The sequence below is a fragment of the Mesorhizobium sp. M1396 genome, from assembly GCF_040317725.1.
In the GTDB taxonomy this organism is placed as follows: domain Bacteria; phylum Pseudomonadota; class Alphaproteobacteria; order Rhizobiales; family Rhizobiaceae; genus Mesorhizobium.
In genome coordinates this window covers 24,703-38,891 of sequence record NZ_JAMYLA010000059.1, presented here as the reverse complement: position 1 = coordinate 38,891, position 14,189 = coordinate 24,703, and the positions used below count along the sequence as shown (strand labels likewise).

At 64.8% G+C, this 14,189-nt stretch carries 14 protein-coding genes; 7 read left to right on the top strand and 7 right to left on the bottom strand.

Annotation, left to right across the window (positions count from 1 at the left end; genetic code table 11):
• Positions 1–134: 134 nt before the first annotated feature.
• Complete coding sequence (locus tag NKH02_RS28895) at positions 135–584, bottom strand: ester cyclase (protein ID WP_352872602.1); 450 nt, start codon at positions 582–584, stop codon at positions 135–137.
• A gap of 232 nt (positions 585–816) precedes the next feature.
• Here NKH02_RS28895 and NKH02_RS28890 point away from each other — a divergent pair, with 232 nt between their 5' ends.
• Positions 817–2,913, top strand: coding sequence for an EAL domain-containing protein (locus tag NKH02_RS28890; protein ID WP_352883085.1), 2,097 nt, complete (start codon positions 817–819; stop codon positions 2,911–2,913).
• Positions 2,914–2,967: 54 nt separating this feature from the next.
• Here the strand turns inward: NKH02_RS28890 and NKH02_RS28885 are convergent, their stop codons facing one another.
• The 3 genes from NKH02_RS28885 to NKH02_RS28875 form a co-directional block, all read right to left on the bottom strand.
• The gene (locus NKH02_RS28885; protein WP_352872604.1) at positions 2,968–3,162 is read right to left on the bottom strand and encodes a hypothetical protein; all 195 of its coding nucleotides are present in this window, start codon (positions 3,160–3,162) and stop codon (positions 2,968–2,970) included.
• A 173-nt stretch (positions 3,163–3,335) separates the two neighbouring features.
• Positions 3,336–4,853, bottom strand: a complete 1,518-nt coding sequence (locus NKH02_RS28880; RefSeq protein WP_502913869.1) for an AMP-binding protein — start codon at positions 4,851–4,853, stop codon at positions 3,336–3,338.
• Positions 4,854–4,877: 24 nt separating this feature from the next.
• Complete coding sequence (locus NKH02_RS28875; RefSeq protein ID WP_352883083.1) at positions 4,878–5,699, bottom strand: p-hydroxycinnamoyl CoA hydratase/lyase; 822 nt, start codon at positions 5,697–5,699, stop codon at positions 4,878–4,880.
• 119 nt (positions 5,700–5,818) lie between these two features.
• Here NKH02_RS28875 and NKH02_RS28870 point away from each other — a divergent pair, with 119 nt between their 5' ends.
• Entirely contained in the window at positions 5,819–6,292 is a 474-nt protein-coding gene (locus NKH02_RS28870; protein ID WP_352883082.1) for a MarR family winged helix-turn-helix transcriptional regulator, read from the top strand.
• A 262-nt stretch (positions 6,293–6,554) separates the two neighbouring features.
• On the opposite strand, the gene NKH02_RS28865 is transcribed toward NKH02_RS28870, so the two are convergent.
• Positions 6,555–7,550 (bottom strand): ornithine cyclodeaminase family protein, encoded by a 996-nt coding sequence (locus NKH02_RS28865; protein ID WP_352883081.1) that lies wholly within the window; start codon positions 7,548–7,550, stop codon positions 6,555–6,557.
• A 127-nt stretch (positions 7,551–7,677) separates the two neighbouring features.
• On the opposite strand from NKH02_RS28865, the gene NKH02_RS28860 reads away from it, so the two are divergent.
• Positions 7,678–8,139: an Lrp/AsnC ligand binding domain-containing protein gene (locus tag NKH02_RS28860; RefSeq protein ID WP_352883080.1), complete on the top strand. Its 462-nt coding sequence runs from the start codon at positions 7,678–7,680 to the stop codon at positions 8,137–8,139.
• On the opposite strand, the gene gcvA is transcribed toward NKH02_RS28860, so the two are convergent.
• Positions 8,136–9,035 (bottom strand): transcriptional regulator GcvA, encoded by a 900-nt coding sequence (gene gcvA / locus NKH02_RS28855; protein WP_352883079.1) that lies wholly within the window; start codon positions 9,033–9,035, stop codon positions 8,136–8,138. The genes NKH02_RS28860 and gcvA overlap by 4 nt on opposite strands.
• A gap of 127 nt (positions 9,036–9,162) precedes the next feature.
• On the opposite strand from gcvA, the gene NKH02_RS28850 reads away from it, so the two are divergent.
• On the top strand, positions 9,163–9,867 hold the full coding sequence (locus NKH02_RS28850) for an SDR family oxidoreductase (protein WP_352883078.1): 705 nt from the start codon (positions 9,163–9,165) through the stop codon (positions 9,865–9,867).
• A 45-nt stretch (positions 9,868–9,912) separates the two neighbouring features.
• Positions 9,913–10,971 carry a Gfo/Idh/MocA family protein gene (locus tag NKH02_RS28845; protein ID WP_352883077.1) on the top strand — a complete coding sequence of 353 codons (1,059 nt, stop codon included), beginning with the start codon at positions 9,913–9,915 and terminating at the stop codon, positions 10,969–10,971.
• A gap of 283 nt (positions 10,972–11,254) precedes the next feature.
• Here the strand turns inward: NKH02_RS28845 and NKH02_RS28840 are convergent, their stop codons facing one another.
• The gene (locus tag NKH02_RS28840; protein ID WP_352883076.1) at positions 11,255–11,851 is read right to left on the bottom strand and encodes a DUF922 domain-containing Zn-dependent protease; all 597 of its coding nucleotides are present in this window, start codon (positions 11,849–11,851) and stop codon (positions 11,255–11,257) included.
• A gap of 108 nt (positions 11,852–11,959) precedes the next feature.
• Here NKH02_RS28840 and NKH02_RS28835 point away from each other — a divergent pair, with 108 nt between their 5' ends.
• Together NKH02_RS28835 and NKH02_RS28830 are read left to right on the top strand one after the other, a co-directional pair.
• Entirely contained in the window at positions 11,960–12,448 is a 489-nt protein-coding gene (locus NKH02_RS28835; RefSeq protein WP_352883075.1) for a hypothetical protein, read from the top strand.
• Positions 12,449–12,916: 468 nt separating this feature from the next.
• Complete coding sequence (locus NKH02_RS28830; protein WP_352883090.1) at positions 12,917–14,116, top strand: aminotransferase-like domain-containing protein; 1,200 nt, start codon at positions 12,917–12,919, stop codon at positions 14,114–14,116.
• The last annotated feature ends 73 nt before the right edge of the window (positions 14,117–14,189 follow it).

Sequence of the window (14,189 nt, the reverse complement as noted above, 5' to 3'; positions counted from 1 at the left end):
TTTAGTAATTTTTTGCGCCGGAACCGCCGGGGAGGGGCGCCGGCGCGCTGCCTTTTTGTGTTCATGCCCACATCCCTATCCAATGTGGCCCTGCGCCGGGGGGGCTTTGGCCCACGTTCAATCATGCGGTTCGATCAGGCGGTCTTGATCAGGCCGAGTTGGGTGAGGGCGGCGACGCCGTCATCGAGGCCGATCTCCTCGACGATCCTGCCGTCGACAACCTTCAGCACGGTGATGCCGGTGAAGCGCATGGTGCGGCCGGTGGCGGCGGGCAGCGAACCCACGAGGAAATCGCTGAAAGCCGGGCCGGTGTGCGTGCCGCCGCCCTCCCACTGGCCGACGACATAATCGCCCTCTGCAATCAGGTCGGCCGTGGCCCAGAAGTTGAGGTCCGGGAAGGCGGCGCGGAAGTCGGTCATGAAGGCCTTGATGTCGTCGCGGCCGCGGCGCGGCTCGTGCAGCGAATATTTCAACAGCATGTCGGGCGCGGCGATGTCGTCGACCACTGAGAGATCGCATGTTTCACCCCAGAAGTTGGTGAACCATCTGACGACGACGGCCTTGTTGTCTTCTTGGCTGGTCATTGGGAGGTCCTCTTTGTCTCTGCAACGCGATCATCGGATTGGCCGACGACCTGGAGCCATGACTAGGACGATCCGGCGGGCGCAAAACTCCGGTTCTTGCCGGCCAATCGAAAGGCGGGAGGGCAGGGGTGGCAGGTCAGGAGGCACGAAACCGCCTGCCTCAGCCCAAGTAACGCTTTCTTCTCTGGTTTTGTCGCAGATTGCCCCGCGGTGGGGATGAGCGAAACAGACGATGGCTGGTCGGGACAAGAAAAGTCGCAATGGAACGTTCTGGGTCAAGGCCTTGGAACGCGCCCATCTCGGCGTCTGGGACTGGGATCTTCGCACCGGTGACTGCTTCTATTCCGCGACCTGGGCGGGGATGCTGGGCTATGACGAGAGCGAGCTTGCCGACACCAGCGACCTGTGGCTGCGGCTGACCCATCCCGACGATCGCGAGCGGGCGCTGGCCAGCGGCGACCGCCACATTGCGGGACAGACCGATGCCATCGAGACCGAGCTGCGGCTGAAGCACAAGCAGGGCCACTGGGTGTGGGTGCTCGATCGTGGCGGCGTCGTCGAGCGCGACGCGACCGGAAAACCGCTCAGGCTGATGGGCGTGCAGACCGACATCACCAAGCAGAAGGCGGCCGAAGCCGAGCTCGAGCAGGTCAATGTGCGCTTCCGCCTGGCGCTCGCCGCCAGCGGCACCGGCATCTGGCACTATGACATCGCCACCAACAGGAGCTATTGGGACGCCCGCACCAGGGACATATTCGGCCTCGTCGCCGACACCGACGAGGTGACGGCCGACCTCTGGCACAGCTATCTGCATCCCGACGACAAGGAGGCCACCGAGCAGGCTCACCTGCCGCCGCCCGGCTCGGACGGTGTCACGGCCTCGCAATACCGTATCATCCGGCGGGACGGCCAGGTCCGGCATGTCGAATCGCTGGTGCGCTCCATCGCCGGCGCGGGTGCCGCAGGCCAGATCCTCGGCACGGTGCGCGACATCACCGAGGACAAGCTGCGCGAGCAGGAACTCGCCTATGCCGCCCGTCACGACGCGCTGACCGGTCTGTGTAACCGCTCCGCCTTCGACCGGCTGCTCGCCGACCATATCGCGGCGGGTGCGCCGCTGGCGGTGTTCTATGTCGATCTCGACTACTTCAAGGCGCTGAACGATTTTGCCGGCCACGCCGCCGGCGACCTGGCGCTGAAGAGCGTTGCCGCCGGTATCCGCGGCTGCCTGCCGCCGGGCGCGCACGCGGCGCGGCTGGGCGGCGATGAATTCGCGCTGCTGGTGCCGTATTGCGATGCCGCGCTGGCCGAGAGGATCGCCACTGCCGTGCTTGGCGCGGTGCGCGAGGCGGATCTCGGCCTGGCCGCGTCGACGCGCAAACTGGCGGCCTCGATCGGTATCGCCTTCGTCGACGACGCCAACATCACGGTGGCCGACGCGCTCGCTTGCGCCGACGACGCCTGCTACGCGGCCAAGGCTGCCGGACGCAACCGTTTCGCGGTGTTCTCCGCGGCAGCGGAAGCAGGGTCGGGCGGGCTGAATGCCGCACGCGTCGCCGCCGACACGGTCGATGCCATGGAAGACGGGCGGCTGAAACTGTTCGGCCAGGAAATCCATTTGCTGGGCCGGCCCTGGCAGGAAAGCCGCCATGTCGAAGTGTTGGCCAGGCTCGTCGCACGCAACGGCCGGCTGGTGCCGCCCGGTGAGTTCATTCCGGTGGCCGAGCGCTTCGGCATCGCGTCGCGGCTCGACCGCTGGATCATCCGCACCGCGCTGTCGCGGCATGGTGCCGCCTTGCGCTCGGGCGCGCTGACGCTCGGCTTCAACCTGTCGGCGCAGACGCTGAGCGATCCGCAGCTGTGGGCGTTCGTCGACAGCGTCATCGAGGAGACCGGGGCGCCGCATTCGGGCATCGGCTTCGAGATCACCGAAACCGCCGCCGTCACCAATTTCGACGCCGCCGAACAGTTCGTGCGCAAGGCGCGCGAGCGGCACTGCCGGGTCAGCCTGGACGATTTCGGCGCCGGCATGAGCTCGTTCGAATATCTCAGGCGCTTCCCCGTCGATACGATCAAGATCGACGGTTCCTTCATCGAGCACATCACGCAAAGCCGCTTCGACCGCGAAATCGTGCTGGCCATCACCAGCATCGCCCGCAGCCTCGGCTGCGACGTGGCCGGCGAGAAGATCGAACGGCAGGACACGGTGACGATGCTGGGCGACATGGGCGTCGCCTACGGCCAGGGATTCTTGCTGCATCGGCCAGAGCCGCTGGAGCAGATTGTTTCGCGCGCGACCGTGGTGGTGGTGGCGCGCAAGGCTTCGTGATCCCGGCCGCATTTCAGGTCAGGCCGGCCGGCCTAACCTGAGTCTCAACACATTCTATGCGGTTCGCCGCGCGGTCGATTTCGGAAACTCCAGCACGCCAGCCTCGGGTCGCCTGTGCTGTGCTTCCGCCACCGCTTCGATCAACAGATCCAGGGCGTCACAGGCAGCGCGGCTCGTCTCGTCATTGCCTTGCAGATAGTGATAGGCACGTTCGAGGTGGATGCGGGCGGCTGAAAAATCGCTGGTCAATGGTTCCCTCCATGATCCCGCCCTAATGTCCATCTTGCCGGGCCTGGCGGAATGCGGGGTAAATATCCACAGGCGGGTTTTATTCAAATGCCGTCGAATGTTGCAGAGGAGGCCTTGGGAGGGCGCGGCCGGTGACGCCGCCAATCTCCCCACAAGGAGGGAGATCGGCAGCTTCAATGCCCGCCGGCCGGTGCTGTCCAGCCGCGCAAAATGTGTTTCTGGATCTTGCCGGATGCGGTGCGCGGCAGCGCATCGGTGAGCAGGAATTCTTTCGGCACCTTGTAGCGGGCGATGCGGGCGCCGCAGTGGCTTGCCAGATCAGCCGGATCGAGCACGCAACCTGACTTGACCACGACAAAGGCGCGCCCGACTTCGCCCCAACGCTCGTCGGCGACGCCGATCACGGCTGCCTCGGCAATGTCGGGATGGTCGAGCAGCACCATCTCGATTTCGGCAGGATAGACGTTCTCCCCACCGGAGATGAACATGTCCTTGCGGCGGTCGACGAGGGTGACGAAGCCTTCCTCATCCTGCCGCCCGATGTCGCCGGTACGGAACCAGCCGTTGGCGGTAAAGGCGCGTGCCGTCTCTTCCGGCCGGTTCCAGTAGCCAGGTGTGATGCTGGGGCCGGACAGCCATATCTCGCCCGGTTCGCCGGCAGCGACGTCACGGCCAGCGTCGTCGACGATGCGCAGGCCGATCGTCGGTCCAGCCAGGCCCGACGCGCCCGCCTTGCCGGCGATGCGGTCGGCCTCGATCGGCATGCCAAGCACCGTGCCGGCTTCCGTCATGCCGAAGCCGTCGGCCATGCGCACGCCTTGCGCCAGCCACCAGAGGATGTCGGCGGCGGGATTGGGCGCGCCGCCGGTGAAGATGGCGGTCAGCGACGTCCAATTCGAAGGCGCAAAATCGGGATGGTCGCGCAGCATCCTGGCCATCCGCGGCACGCAGAAATAATGGGTGACGCCAAGCGTGGGATCGGCGAGACGACGGTTGGTGACGCCGGCGTCGAAGCTGGGCGAGATCAGCACCGTGCCGCCCTGCAGCAGCGTCGGGCGCAGGCTGGTGATGAGGCCGATGACATGGAACATCGGCGCGTCGCAGAGGAAGACGCTGGCATTGCCGACCCGCCCCAGCACGCCGAAATTGACCGCGGTGGCAAAGGCGTTCGCCTCGGTGATAACAACTCCTTTCGGCTGGCCGGATGTGCCCGAAGTGTAGAGGATGATCGACGGCGCATCGCTGGCCGGCAAGGGACGGCGCGGTGCGGGCGGGTGTTCCTCGACCGCCGCCGCGAAGGCAGCGACTTCGATTGGCGTGCAGCCCTCGGGCAGCGTCATTTCAAGGACGGTGTCATGCAGCAGCAGGATCGGATCGCAATCGGCCAGGATCGCCTGCTGTTCGGCTCTGGCGAGCCGCCAGTTGAGCGGCACGAAGATGGCGCCGAGCCGCATCGCGGCCTGCTGCAGGATAGCCAGGTCGGCACTGTTGCGGGCAAGCGTGGCGATCCGTTGTCCCTGTTCGATGCCATGGCCGGTTTCGAGGACGCCGACAGTACGCTGGATGGCCTCGTCGAGTGCCGCATAGGTCCAGCGCCGGCCGGTTGCCAGGTCGATACAGGCAAGACGATCCGGCTGCGTCCCGGCGTGCAGGGCCACGGGATCTGGCGTTGTCCAGGCCGGCATTCGCATCTCCTCCCAGATTGCGTCGGTGGTTTATCGCGCCTTGTCGTAGGCACCGAGACCCGGCTTGTAGCTCTTTTCGTCGATGAACTGGCGGATGCCTTCCTTGCGGCCGTCATTGTCGTGGGAATTGGCCGCCTCCTGTGCCCGTACCAGATAATCCTCGGCGTTGTCGTAGGTCATCTCGGTGACGCGGCGGATGGCGTCCTTGGTCGCCTTCAGGGCAATCGGGTTTTTCTTCTGCAGGACGTTCGCAACCTCGGTGACGCGCGCCTTGAGGTCGGCCAGCGGCAGGCTTTCATTGACCAGCTTCCAGGCCGCGGCCTTCCTGCCGTCGATGAGCTCGCCGGTCAGCGCGTGGTACATGGCGTCGCGCATCGACAAGAGGTCGACCACCACCTTGGTGGCGCCGCCGCCGGGCAGGATGCCCCAGTTGATTTCGGACAGAGCGAACTGCGCCTCGTCGGCGGCAAAGGCGAGATCGCAGGCGAAAAGCGGACCATAGCCGCCGCCGAAACACCAGCCATTGACCATGGCGATGGTCGGCTTGCCATACCAGCGCAAGCGCCGCCACCAGCCATACGCTTCGGACTGCGCCTTGCGGATGGCACCAAGCCCCTTGGCTTCGGTCTCGCGAAAATATTCCTTGAGGTCCATGCCCGCGGACCAGGCGCTGCCCTCGCCGGACAGCACCAGCACGCCGACATCGTCGCGGAATTCAAGCTCGTCGAGAACCTCCATCATTCTCCGGTTGAGCGCCGGGTTCATGCAGTTGCGCTTGTCCGGCCGGTTGAAGCGCACCCAGGCGATGCCGTTCTCGACGTCGAAGGCTACGGTCTCTTCGGTCATGGTCATGTCCTCCCGTTCCGCTTTGTCATCAGCATAAATTGCTATGTGGCATAGCTTTTATGTTTGCTATGTCGCATAGTCTTTTTCGCTTGACAAGGGCTATGATCGCGGCGATCGGTTGCAGCATGGATGATACCCGACTTCACCCCGGTCGCAGCGCGCCAAGTGCAATGGCCGAAGACGCGCTCGACGCGCAGATCGGCTACAATCTCAGACGTGCCTCGGCGCTCGCGCTCAACGATTTCGCCGTCGAATTGTCTGATGCGGCGCTGCGCCCGGTCACCTACGGCATGCTGGCGCTGATCGACGAGAAGCCCGGCATCCGCGCCGCAGAACTGTGTCGGCTGCTCGGCATGAAGAGCGCCAACATGGCGCCGCTGCTCTCCGAACTGGAAGAACGCGGGCTGGTCGAGCGCGACGACCATGCCGGGGACAAACGCGTGCAGGTGCTCAACCTGACGCAGGCCGCCAGGGAGGCGATGCCGGGATGGCGGCAACAGGTTCGCCGGCACGAGGACCGGTTCCTGCACAGACTGACGAAAAAAGAGCGAGCGACGCTGCTGCGCCTGTTGCGGCTGATCTGGACCGAGGAAGACTGAGGGGCTGCCTGGTTGGTGCCAGCGCTCAAGCAGGAGTGTGGAAAGTTTCTGAAATAGGCGCGGTCTGGCCCGAACATTGCGCCGCCCCTTGTCTGGCTGCCGCCATCTTCTCCCCGTGAACGAGTAGAAGGACGCTGTCATGGCCGATTTCGCCAATCGCCAGCGTTGCGGAAAGAGCTTCTTTCTCCCCGTTCTACGGCGAGAAATGCCCGGCAGGGAAATGAGGAGCGGCGCTGGCTTCGACAATTAAGCCGGCGGTACCCTACAGTTCAACAACCCGCCCCATTCCTCGCCGTATCGCCTCGCGGTAGGCGAGGTCGGCGGCCACCATATCTTCCATGGCGACCCCCATGGCCTTGTAGACGGTGACCTGGTCGGCGCTGACCCGCCCCGGTTGCAGCCCGAGCAGCATTTCGCCGAGCTCGGTTCCGGTTTGCGGATCGAGGCCGGCGAGTTCGCAGGAGCCGACCGGTGTCGGGGCAAAGGCCTCCCTGGTCTCGACGAACAGGCTGGCCCTTCCGATAAGCTCGACCGGCAGTTCGCCGCCGGGCGGTGCGACGCCGACCGACGAGACATGGCTGCCGGGCCGCACCCAGTCGGCCGAGATCACCGGCGCATAGGAATGCGTCGCCAGGCAGACGACGTCCGACGAGCGCACCGCGGCCTCGATATCGGCGACGGCGACTACACCTGGGTGCTGCGTGGCAAGCGCCTGTGCATCCGCGAATACCTTCGAGACGACACGGATCTCGGCGAAGTCGCGCACCAGCGGAAGAAGATTGAGATGCTGGCCGGCCTGCACGCCGGCCCCCACGACTGTCGCGACCTTGGCGTCGCGGCGAGCAAGTTCGCGCACCGAGAGCACGGCCGAGCCGGAGGTACGCACGGCGGTGACATAAGTGCCGTCCATGATGCAGACCGGCATGCCGCTCCGCGGGTCGAACAGATGGATGGTGGCGAGGTGACTGGGGATACCTTTGGCGATGTTGCCCTCGAACACGTTGACGATCTTCACCGTCAGATGCATGCCCGCCATCCAGGCCGGCATGGCCAGCGAATAGCCGGACTGCGGAATGTCGAGCTGCGGCCGCGCCGGACTGACCACCTTGCCGCCGGACAGCGCCTTGAAGCCGCCGGCCAAGGCCTCGAGGAGCTGGCGCGGGTCGATGCAGGTTTTCACCTCGGCCTCGTTCAGGATGAGGACTGGCGCGTCGCCCTTGGCTTGGGCGCTGCGGATAATCGATTGGGCTGATGTCATGGGGTACGCTTTCGTTGTCGGTTGCAGGACAACGGTATTGCGATCCGCGAGTGCGATGAAATATACTATTTTTGCCTTTTTGGCGTGACAATCACGCCTTCGAAGGCCAAAAGGTGTGAATACTGAAATGGAAAATCTCGACCGTATCGACCGCTTGCTGCTGCGTTTGTTGCAGGAGGACGGCCGCCGCACGACGCTCGATCTGGCGCGGCGAGTCGGCCTGTCGCCGACCGGGGCGGCGCAGCGCGTCAAGCGGCTGTTCGCCGAAGGGTTCATCCGCGCGGTGCGTGCCGTCCTCGACCCGGCCCGGATCGGGCAGGCACAGCTCGTCTTCATCGAGGTGCGGCTCGACCACACGGCACCGCATGTCTTCGACCGCTTCGCGGAGGCTGTTCTGCGGGCGCCCGAGATCATCGAGTGCCACATGGTGGTCGGCGGTTTCGACTATCTGGTCAAGGCGCGTATCGCCGACATGGCGATGTTCCAGGATTTTCTGCAGCGGGTCATCCTGCCGCTTCCCGGGGTGCGGGAGACGCACACCTACGCCTCGATCGCCAATGTGAAGCCCGACGCCTTGCTGCCGATCTAGACCGGCGGCCGCTCCCCCGCATCCAGCAGCCATTGCCGCACGGCTTGCGTCGGCTCGGGGTGCCGCTGTTTTCTCGGCATCACGACATAAAAATCCTGCGTGCCACGCATTTCGCCGCTGACGGGCTGGACCAACCGGCCGGCGGCGAGGTCGGCGGCGACGAGAAAGCGGCTGGCCAGTGCTATGCCCTGGCCGGCGATGGCCGCGTCGATGGCCAGGCCCGTCTGGTTGAAGCGCATGCGTTTCAGCTCCGTCGTCATCTTCAGGTCGACCGCTTTTTCCATGAATTCCGGCCACAGATTGTGCGCGTCGTGCAGCAGGACGTGATGCTGGATTTCGGCCGCGGCGATTTCGGTAGCACCTGCCGGCAGCAGGGCCGGGCTGCAGACGGCGATGATCTGCTGCGGAAACAACAGGTCGACGATCAGGCCGGCGCCGAAGGGCGGGCGGCCTTGCCTGACCGCAATGTCGATGCCGTCCGCCTGGAAGCTCGACAGGCTTTCGCTGGCCAGGACGCGCAGATCGACCAGCGGATTGTGCGTCACAAAATCCTGCAGCCTGGGGATCAGCCATTTGGTGGCGAAGCTTGGCGTCACGCTGATCGTCAGCCGCGCCGGCTCGGGACGAAGCAGCAGCGTCGCCTCCGAGATCAGGTCGAAGGCGCGGCGGATGTTGGGGATATAGGCGCGGCCCTCATCGGTCAGCGCCAGGCCGCGCGGCAGCCGCTCGAACAGTTTTGTGCCGAGATCAGCCTCCAGCCCGCGAATGTGCTGGGCCACCGCTCCTTGCGTGACGTTCAGCTCTTCGGCCGCGATGCGGAAGTTGAGATGACGCGCCGAGGCTTCGAAGGCGCGCAGTGCGTTCAACGGCGGCAGGCTGAGGAAGGCTTCGGGCATGCAGGAGTTTTTCTACAGGTTGATTTCAGGCATTCTGGTTCGAACCGTTGCGGAAAACCAGCTATATCAGCGCCCAACTCCCGAAAACACCGCTTGCGGTGCCCGCCAACTTGAGAAGGAAAACCCGATGAGTGTAGAAAAAGTAGCTGTGGTCGTGGCCGGCGGCAGCGGCATGGGTGCGGCGGCGGCCAAGCGCCTGGCGACGGACGGCTTCAAGGTCGCCATTCTTTCCTCGTCCGGCAAGGGCGAGGCGCTGGCCAAGGAGCTGGGCGGGCTCGGCGTCACCGGCTCCAACCAGTCGAATGACAATCTGCAGCGCCTGGTCGACCTGACGCTGGAACGCTATGGCCGCATCGACGTGCTGGTCAACAGCGGCGGCCATGGCCCGCGCGCGCCGATCCTCGAGATCACGGACGAGCAATGGCACACCAGCATGGATATCTATCTGTTGAACGTCATCCGGCCGGTGCGCATCGTGGCACCGCAGATGGTCAAGCAGAAGGGCGGCGCCATCATCAACATTTCGACGGCCTGGGTGGTCGAGCCGAGCCCGATGTTCCCGACCTCGGCGGTGTTCCGCGCCGGGCTTGCCGCCTACACCAAGATCTTCTCCAACACTTATGCCGCCGACAATGTGCGCATGAACAACGTCCTGCCCGGCTGGATCGACAGCCTGCCGGCCACCGAGGAGCGCCGCGACAGCGTACCGATGCAGCGCTACGGAACCTCCGAAGAGATCGCCGCCACTATCGCCTTCCTGGCCTCCGAAGGCGCCGGCTACATCACCGGCCAGAACATCCGGGTCGACGGCGGCATCATCCGCGCTATTTGAGGGCGTCGATCGGGCGGGGGGTCCGATATCTCCAGGGAGAAATAAATGCGGCTTTTGATACTCGGCACCGGCTGGATGGCGCAGGAACATGCCCGTCGCTTCAGTGCCATCGAGGGCGTCGACATCGTCGGCGCCGTCGATGTCGATCCGGCGCGCGTCGGCGACTTCGCCGACAGCTTCAAGATCGCCAACCGCTTTACCTCGCTGGAGGAGGCGCTGAAATGGGGTGCCTTCGACGCGGTGGCCAATGTCACGCCCGACCGCATCCACCACCCGACCACCATGGCGCTGATCGCCGCCGGAAAGCCGGTGCTGTGCGAAAAGCCGCTGGCCGAAAACTTCGGCAAGGCCACCGAGATGGCCGAGGCCGCCGAGGCCGCCGGCATCGTAAACATGGTGAACCTGACCTATCGCAATGTCGCCGCGCTGCAGAAGGCCCGCCAGATGGTGCGGGCGGGCGAAATCGGCACGGTCAGGCATGTCGAGGCGTCCTATCTTCAAAGCTGGCTGGTGTCGAAATTCTGGGGCGACTGGCGCACCGATCCGAAATGGCTCTGGCGCCTGTCGCGGGGCCACGGCTCGAACGGCGTGCTCGGCGATGTCGGCATCCACATCCTCGATTTCGCCAGCTACGGTGCGGCTCTCGACATCGACCATGTCTTCTGCCGGCTGCGCAGCTTCGACAAGGCGCCTGGCAACCGCATCGGCGACTACGGGCTCGACGCCAATGACAGCTTCGCCATGACGCTGGATTTTTCCAATGGTGCCTTCGGCGTGGTGCATGCCAGCCGCTGGGCATCAGGCCATCTCAACGAGCTGCGCCTGCGCATCTATGGCGACAAAGGCGGCCTCGAGGTGGTGCACAATCTCGACGGCTCGGCGCTCAAGGCCTGCGTCGGCGACAATGTCGAGAACGCCATATGGGAAGAGCTCGACGCCGGAACGGTGGCGACCAATTACCAGCGTTTCGCCGATGCGGTGCGAACCGGCGTGCAGGCCGAACCGTCATTCCGTCATGCGGCCGAATTGCAGAAGGTGCTGGATCTTGCTGTGGTTTCGGACGAGAAGCGTGCGGAGCTGAGGGCGAGCGCGAATACGCATTGAACTGAGGTTCCTCGCCCCACGGAAGTGGGGAGAGGTGGCGGCTAAGGGGCCGGAGAGGGAATTTCGTAGAGCAAAAGACGTCGGCCAGAAGGCCCAGGCCACGGTTGCGCCAGTCCCCCTCTCCCCCACTCCGTGGGGGCGAGGAACCTCGGTTATGTGAGGCGCTGCCAATCTCAGGGCTGCCGCGCGCAATTCTTTCGATCATTCCTCGAAATGGAGGATCTTGGCGGCCGGCAGCCCGACAGCGAGGGTTCAATTCGCTGGCACACCTTGGTCACGCGCGTCAGCCGCCATTCACCAGGGCAAGAATGAGCTTTTGCAGGTTGCCGCCCTGACCGAACTCGACGCGGTCGAAATCGCGGCTCGCCTGCCGCTGCGCTTGTGACAAGGCGGACAGGCGTCTGGTCATCTCGGTGCGGATCTTGCTGCATTTGGGATCGTCGGCAACGCTGAGGCCGACGGTCGCCGCCTCGATCTTGCGCACCATGTCGATGATATCAGCGCCATGCACCTTCTCGTGCGCGCTGACACCGGCGATGAAAACCTCCCAGTTCTTCTGGATGGCCGGCGGCAGCGGCGCCGAGGGGCTTGGCAAGGTGTAGGTGATGATGAGCTTCGGCCGTGCCGTCGCCAGCACGCAGGCGCCGGCTCGCGCTTGATAGTCCCGGGTCCAGGTCAGCTTGAAATTGGTGTGGGCGATGGCGCGGGTGATGCCGAGCTTCGGACCGTTGTCGCCGATCGAGCGGTAGAGTTCCGGCCCGGACTGGCCCGAAATGGCGTAGGTCTCGACCTTCTCGACCGGCTTCCAGTCGGCATGGGCGGCCAGCGGTGAGGCCAGCAGGGCGACCAGCAGCAGACACAGACGAACACAGGTTTTCAACACCGCTCTCCGCACAATCGGGCCGGACGCCGCAACAGGCGATGCCACCGGATGGCTTTTCCTATAGAATGCCGGCGGGTGCGGCGGCAAATGTGCGAGGGGGAAGTCATGAAATATCTCATCATCGCCGGTGCGGTGGCGGTCTTGCACGCCGCGCAGCCGGCGTTTGCCGCTTCCTGCGGCGGCTGGGCTGCCAAGATGGAGGAGGACGAAGGCGGCAGCGTGCTCACCGCCTCGGTCTGCGGCGGGCCGAAAGGCGACGCGCATCTGATGCTGATCTGTTTCGACACGCCGGTGCTGAGCTACGATGTCGGCGCAACCGGCCAGCAGATGGAGCCTGGTATCAGTGGTTCGTTCGAGTTCAAGGCCGACGGCAAGACGGTGACCAGGACGCTGCAGCTGGAGGCCATGTACAATTACTTCGTGGTCAATTTGACGAAAGCCGATCCGCTGCTGGACCTGCTGCGCGGGAAGGGCGATGTGTCGGTCGGTGCGGCCAAATACGGCCAGGTCAGTTTTCCGCTGGAGGGCTCCAGTGCTGCCATCGGCAAGGTGCTGGCGCAGTGCGGCAAGGCAGCGCCCCCGGACGGGGATTGAGGCTTGGACCCTTGCGCTGCCCCTCATCTGCCTGCCGGCATCTTCTCCCGTATAGTGACGGGGAGAAGGACGCCGTCATCGATGGCTTCGCCAATCGCCAGCGTTGCGGAATAGTGCCGACATCGCAGCTGCCCATTTCTCCCCGTCACTAACGGGGAGAAATGTCCGGCAGGACAATGAGGGGCGGCGCTGCGTTGGTCGGTAATTCCGATGGCAACTCAAGTACCTTGCCGAGGACGCCTCGTTGCCGCTGGCGCGGGGTTATGTCGATCCCTTCAAGGACCTCGGCTTCACCGGCAGCCATCTCGGCTACAAGAAAACCTTGTGATGCCCAGCACCATTCCGGGGCGCCAGCGGCTGGCGCATGCGGGAAATCTTTCAGGCACACTTCAATTGGCGGACAATAGAGGATATAGGTCAGCCAAGTTGACCTATATTGCAGCGTCCGGGAGGCGTGTCGTGACTTTGATGAACCTGTTGGCTTCGCGCTCGTCGCGGATGAAGGCGTCCGAAATCCGTGAACTGCTGAAGCTGCTCGACCAGCCCGACATCATCTCGTTTGCCGGCGGCATTCCCGATCCGGCGCTGTTTCCGGCCGAGGCGATCCGCGATGCCTATGCCGATGTGCTGGGTGGCTCGGAGGCGGGCGCGGCGCTGCAATACCAGGTCTCGGAAGGCTATCCGCCGTTGCGGCGCTGGCTCGCCGGGCAGATGGGCAAGCTCGGCGTTGCCTGCGACGAAGCCAACATCTTCATCACCTCCGGCTCGCAGCAGGCGCTGGATTATCTCGGCAAACTGTTCCTCTCGCCGGGCGATACGGCACTGGTGACCTGGCCGACCTATCTCGGCGCGCTGCAGGCCTTCAACGCCTATGAGCCGCGCTACGACCGGCTGACCCCGGCCGGCGGCAACATGACGCCCGACGCCTATCGCGCGGCGGCCGCCGCGAACGGCGGCAAGGCCAAGTTCGCCTATCTGGTGCCGGATTTCGCCAACCCGACCGGCAACACGCTGAACCGAAAGCAGCGCGAGGCGGTGCTCGACCTTGCCGGCGAACTCGACATCGCCGTCATCGAGGATGCCGCCTATCGCGCGCTGCGCTATGACGGCGAAGGCGAGCCGCCGATCCTGGCGCTCGACTGCGCGCGCTCCGGCGGCATCGACAAGGCGCGTACGCTCTATTGCGGCTCGTTCTCGAAGATCCTGTCGCCGGGCATGCGTGTCGGCTGGGTGTGCGCGCCGCGCCATATCGTCGAGAAGCTGGTGCTGATGAAGCAGGCCTCGGACCTGCACAGCCCGTCGATCAACCAGGTGGTGATGCACCGCGTCGCCGAGGCCGTGTTCGACGGCCAGGTCGAGAAACTCATCGGTGCCTATCGCGAGCGCCGCGACGGGCTGCTCGCGGCACTTGAAGCCCACATGCCTGAAGGCGTGACCTGGAGCCGTCCGGAAGGCGGTATGTTCGTCTGGATGACGCTGCCCGAAGGGTCCGACGCCACCGCGTTGCTGGCGCGATCGGTCGAGGAGGCGCGTGTCGCCTTCGTGCCCGGCAACGCGTTCTTCGCCGACGGCACCGGGCGCAACACGCTGCGGCTGTCCTTCACGCTCGCCGACCGGCGCGCGGTGAGTGAGGGCATCCCAAGGCTGGCGGCCATCCTGAAGGAATAGGCTTCCGCCGCCGGCGGGCTTTTTTCGTTCCGGTGGAACCTCTGTGGTAAATCGGAGTTCTCACCATGTCTGA

What these genes read in the sequence shown, in the direction of transcription:
- NKH02_RS28890 (WP_352883085.1), top strand. Translation starts at nt 817, where the DNA reads ATGGCTGGTCGGGACAAGAAAAGTCGCAATGGAACGTTCTGGGTCAAG.
- NKH02_RS28880 (WP_502913869.1), bottom strand. Translation starts at nt 4,853, where the DNA reads ATGCGAATGCCGGCCTGGACAACGCCAGATCCCGTGGCCCTGCACGCC.
- NKH02_RS28860 (WP_352883080.1), top strand. Translation starts at nt 7,678, where the DNA reads ATGGAAAATCTCGACCGTATCGACCGCTTGCTGCTGCGTTTGTTGCAG.
- NKH02_RS28830 (WP_352883090.1), top strand. Translation starts at nt 12,917, where the DNA reads ATGAACCTGTTGGCTTCGCGCTCGTCGCGGATGAAGGCGTCCGAAATC.
- NKH02_RS28875 (WP_352883083.1), bottom strand. Translation starts at nt 5,699, where the DNA reads ATGACCATGACCGAAGAGACCGTAGCCTTCGACGTCGAGAACGGCATC.
- gcvA (WP_352883079.1), bottom strand. Translation starts at nt 9,035, where the DNA reads ATGCCCGAAGCCTTCCTCAGCCTGCCGCCGTTGAACGCACTGCGCGCC.
- NKH02_RS28895 (WP_352872602.1), bottom strand. Translation starts at nt 584, where the DNA reads ATGACCAGCCAAGAAGACAACAAGGCCGTCGTCGTCAGATGGTTCACC.
- NKH02_RS28865 (WP_352883081.1), bottom strand. Translation starts at nt 7,550, where the DNA reads ATGACATCAGCCCAATCGATTATCCGCAGCGCCCAAGCCAAGGGCGAC.
- NKH02_RS28850 (WP_352883078.1), top strand. Translation starts at nt 9,163, where the DNA reads ATGAGTGTAGAAAAAGTAGCTGTGGTCGTGGCCGGCGGCAGCGGCATG.
- NKH02_RS28870 (WP_352883082.1), top strand. Translation starts at nt 5,819, where the DNA reads ATGGATGATACCCGACTTCACCCCGGTCGCAGCGCGCCAAGTGCAATG.
- NKH02_RS28845 (WP_352883077.1), top strand. Translation starts at nt 9,913, where the DNA reads ATGCGGCTTTTGATACTCGGCACCGGCTGGATGGCGCAGGAACATGCC.
- NKH02_RS28835 (WP_352883075.1), top strand. Translation starts at nt 11,960, where the DNA reads ATGAAATATCTCATCATCGCCGGTGCGGTGGCGGTCTTGCACGCCGCG.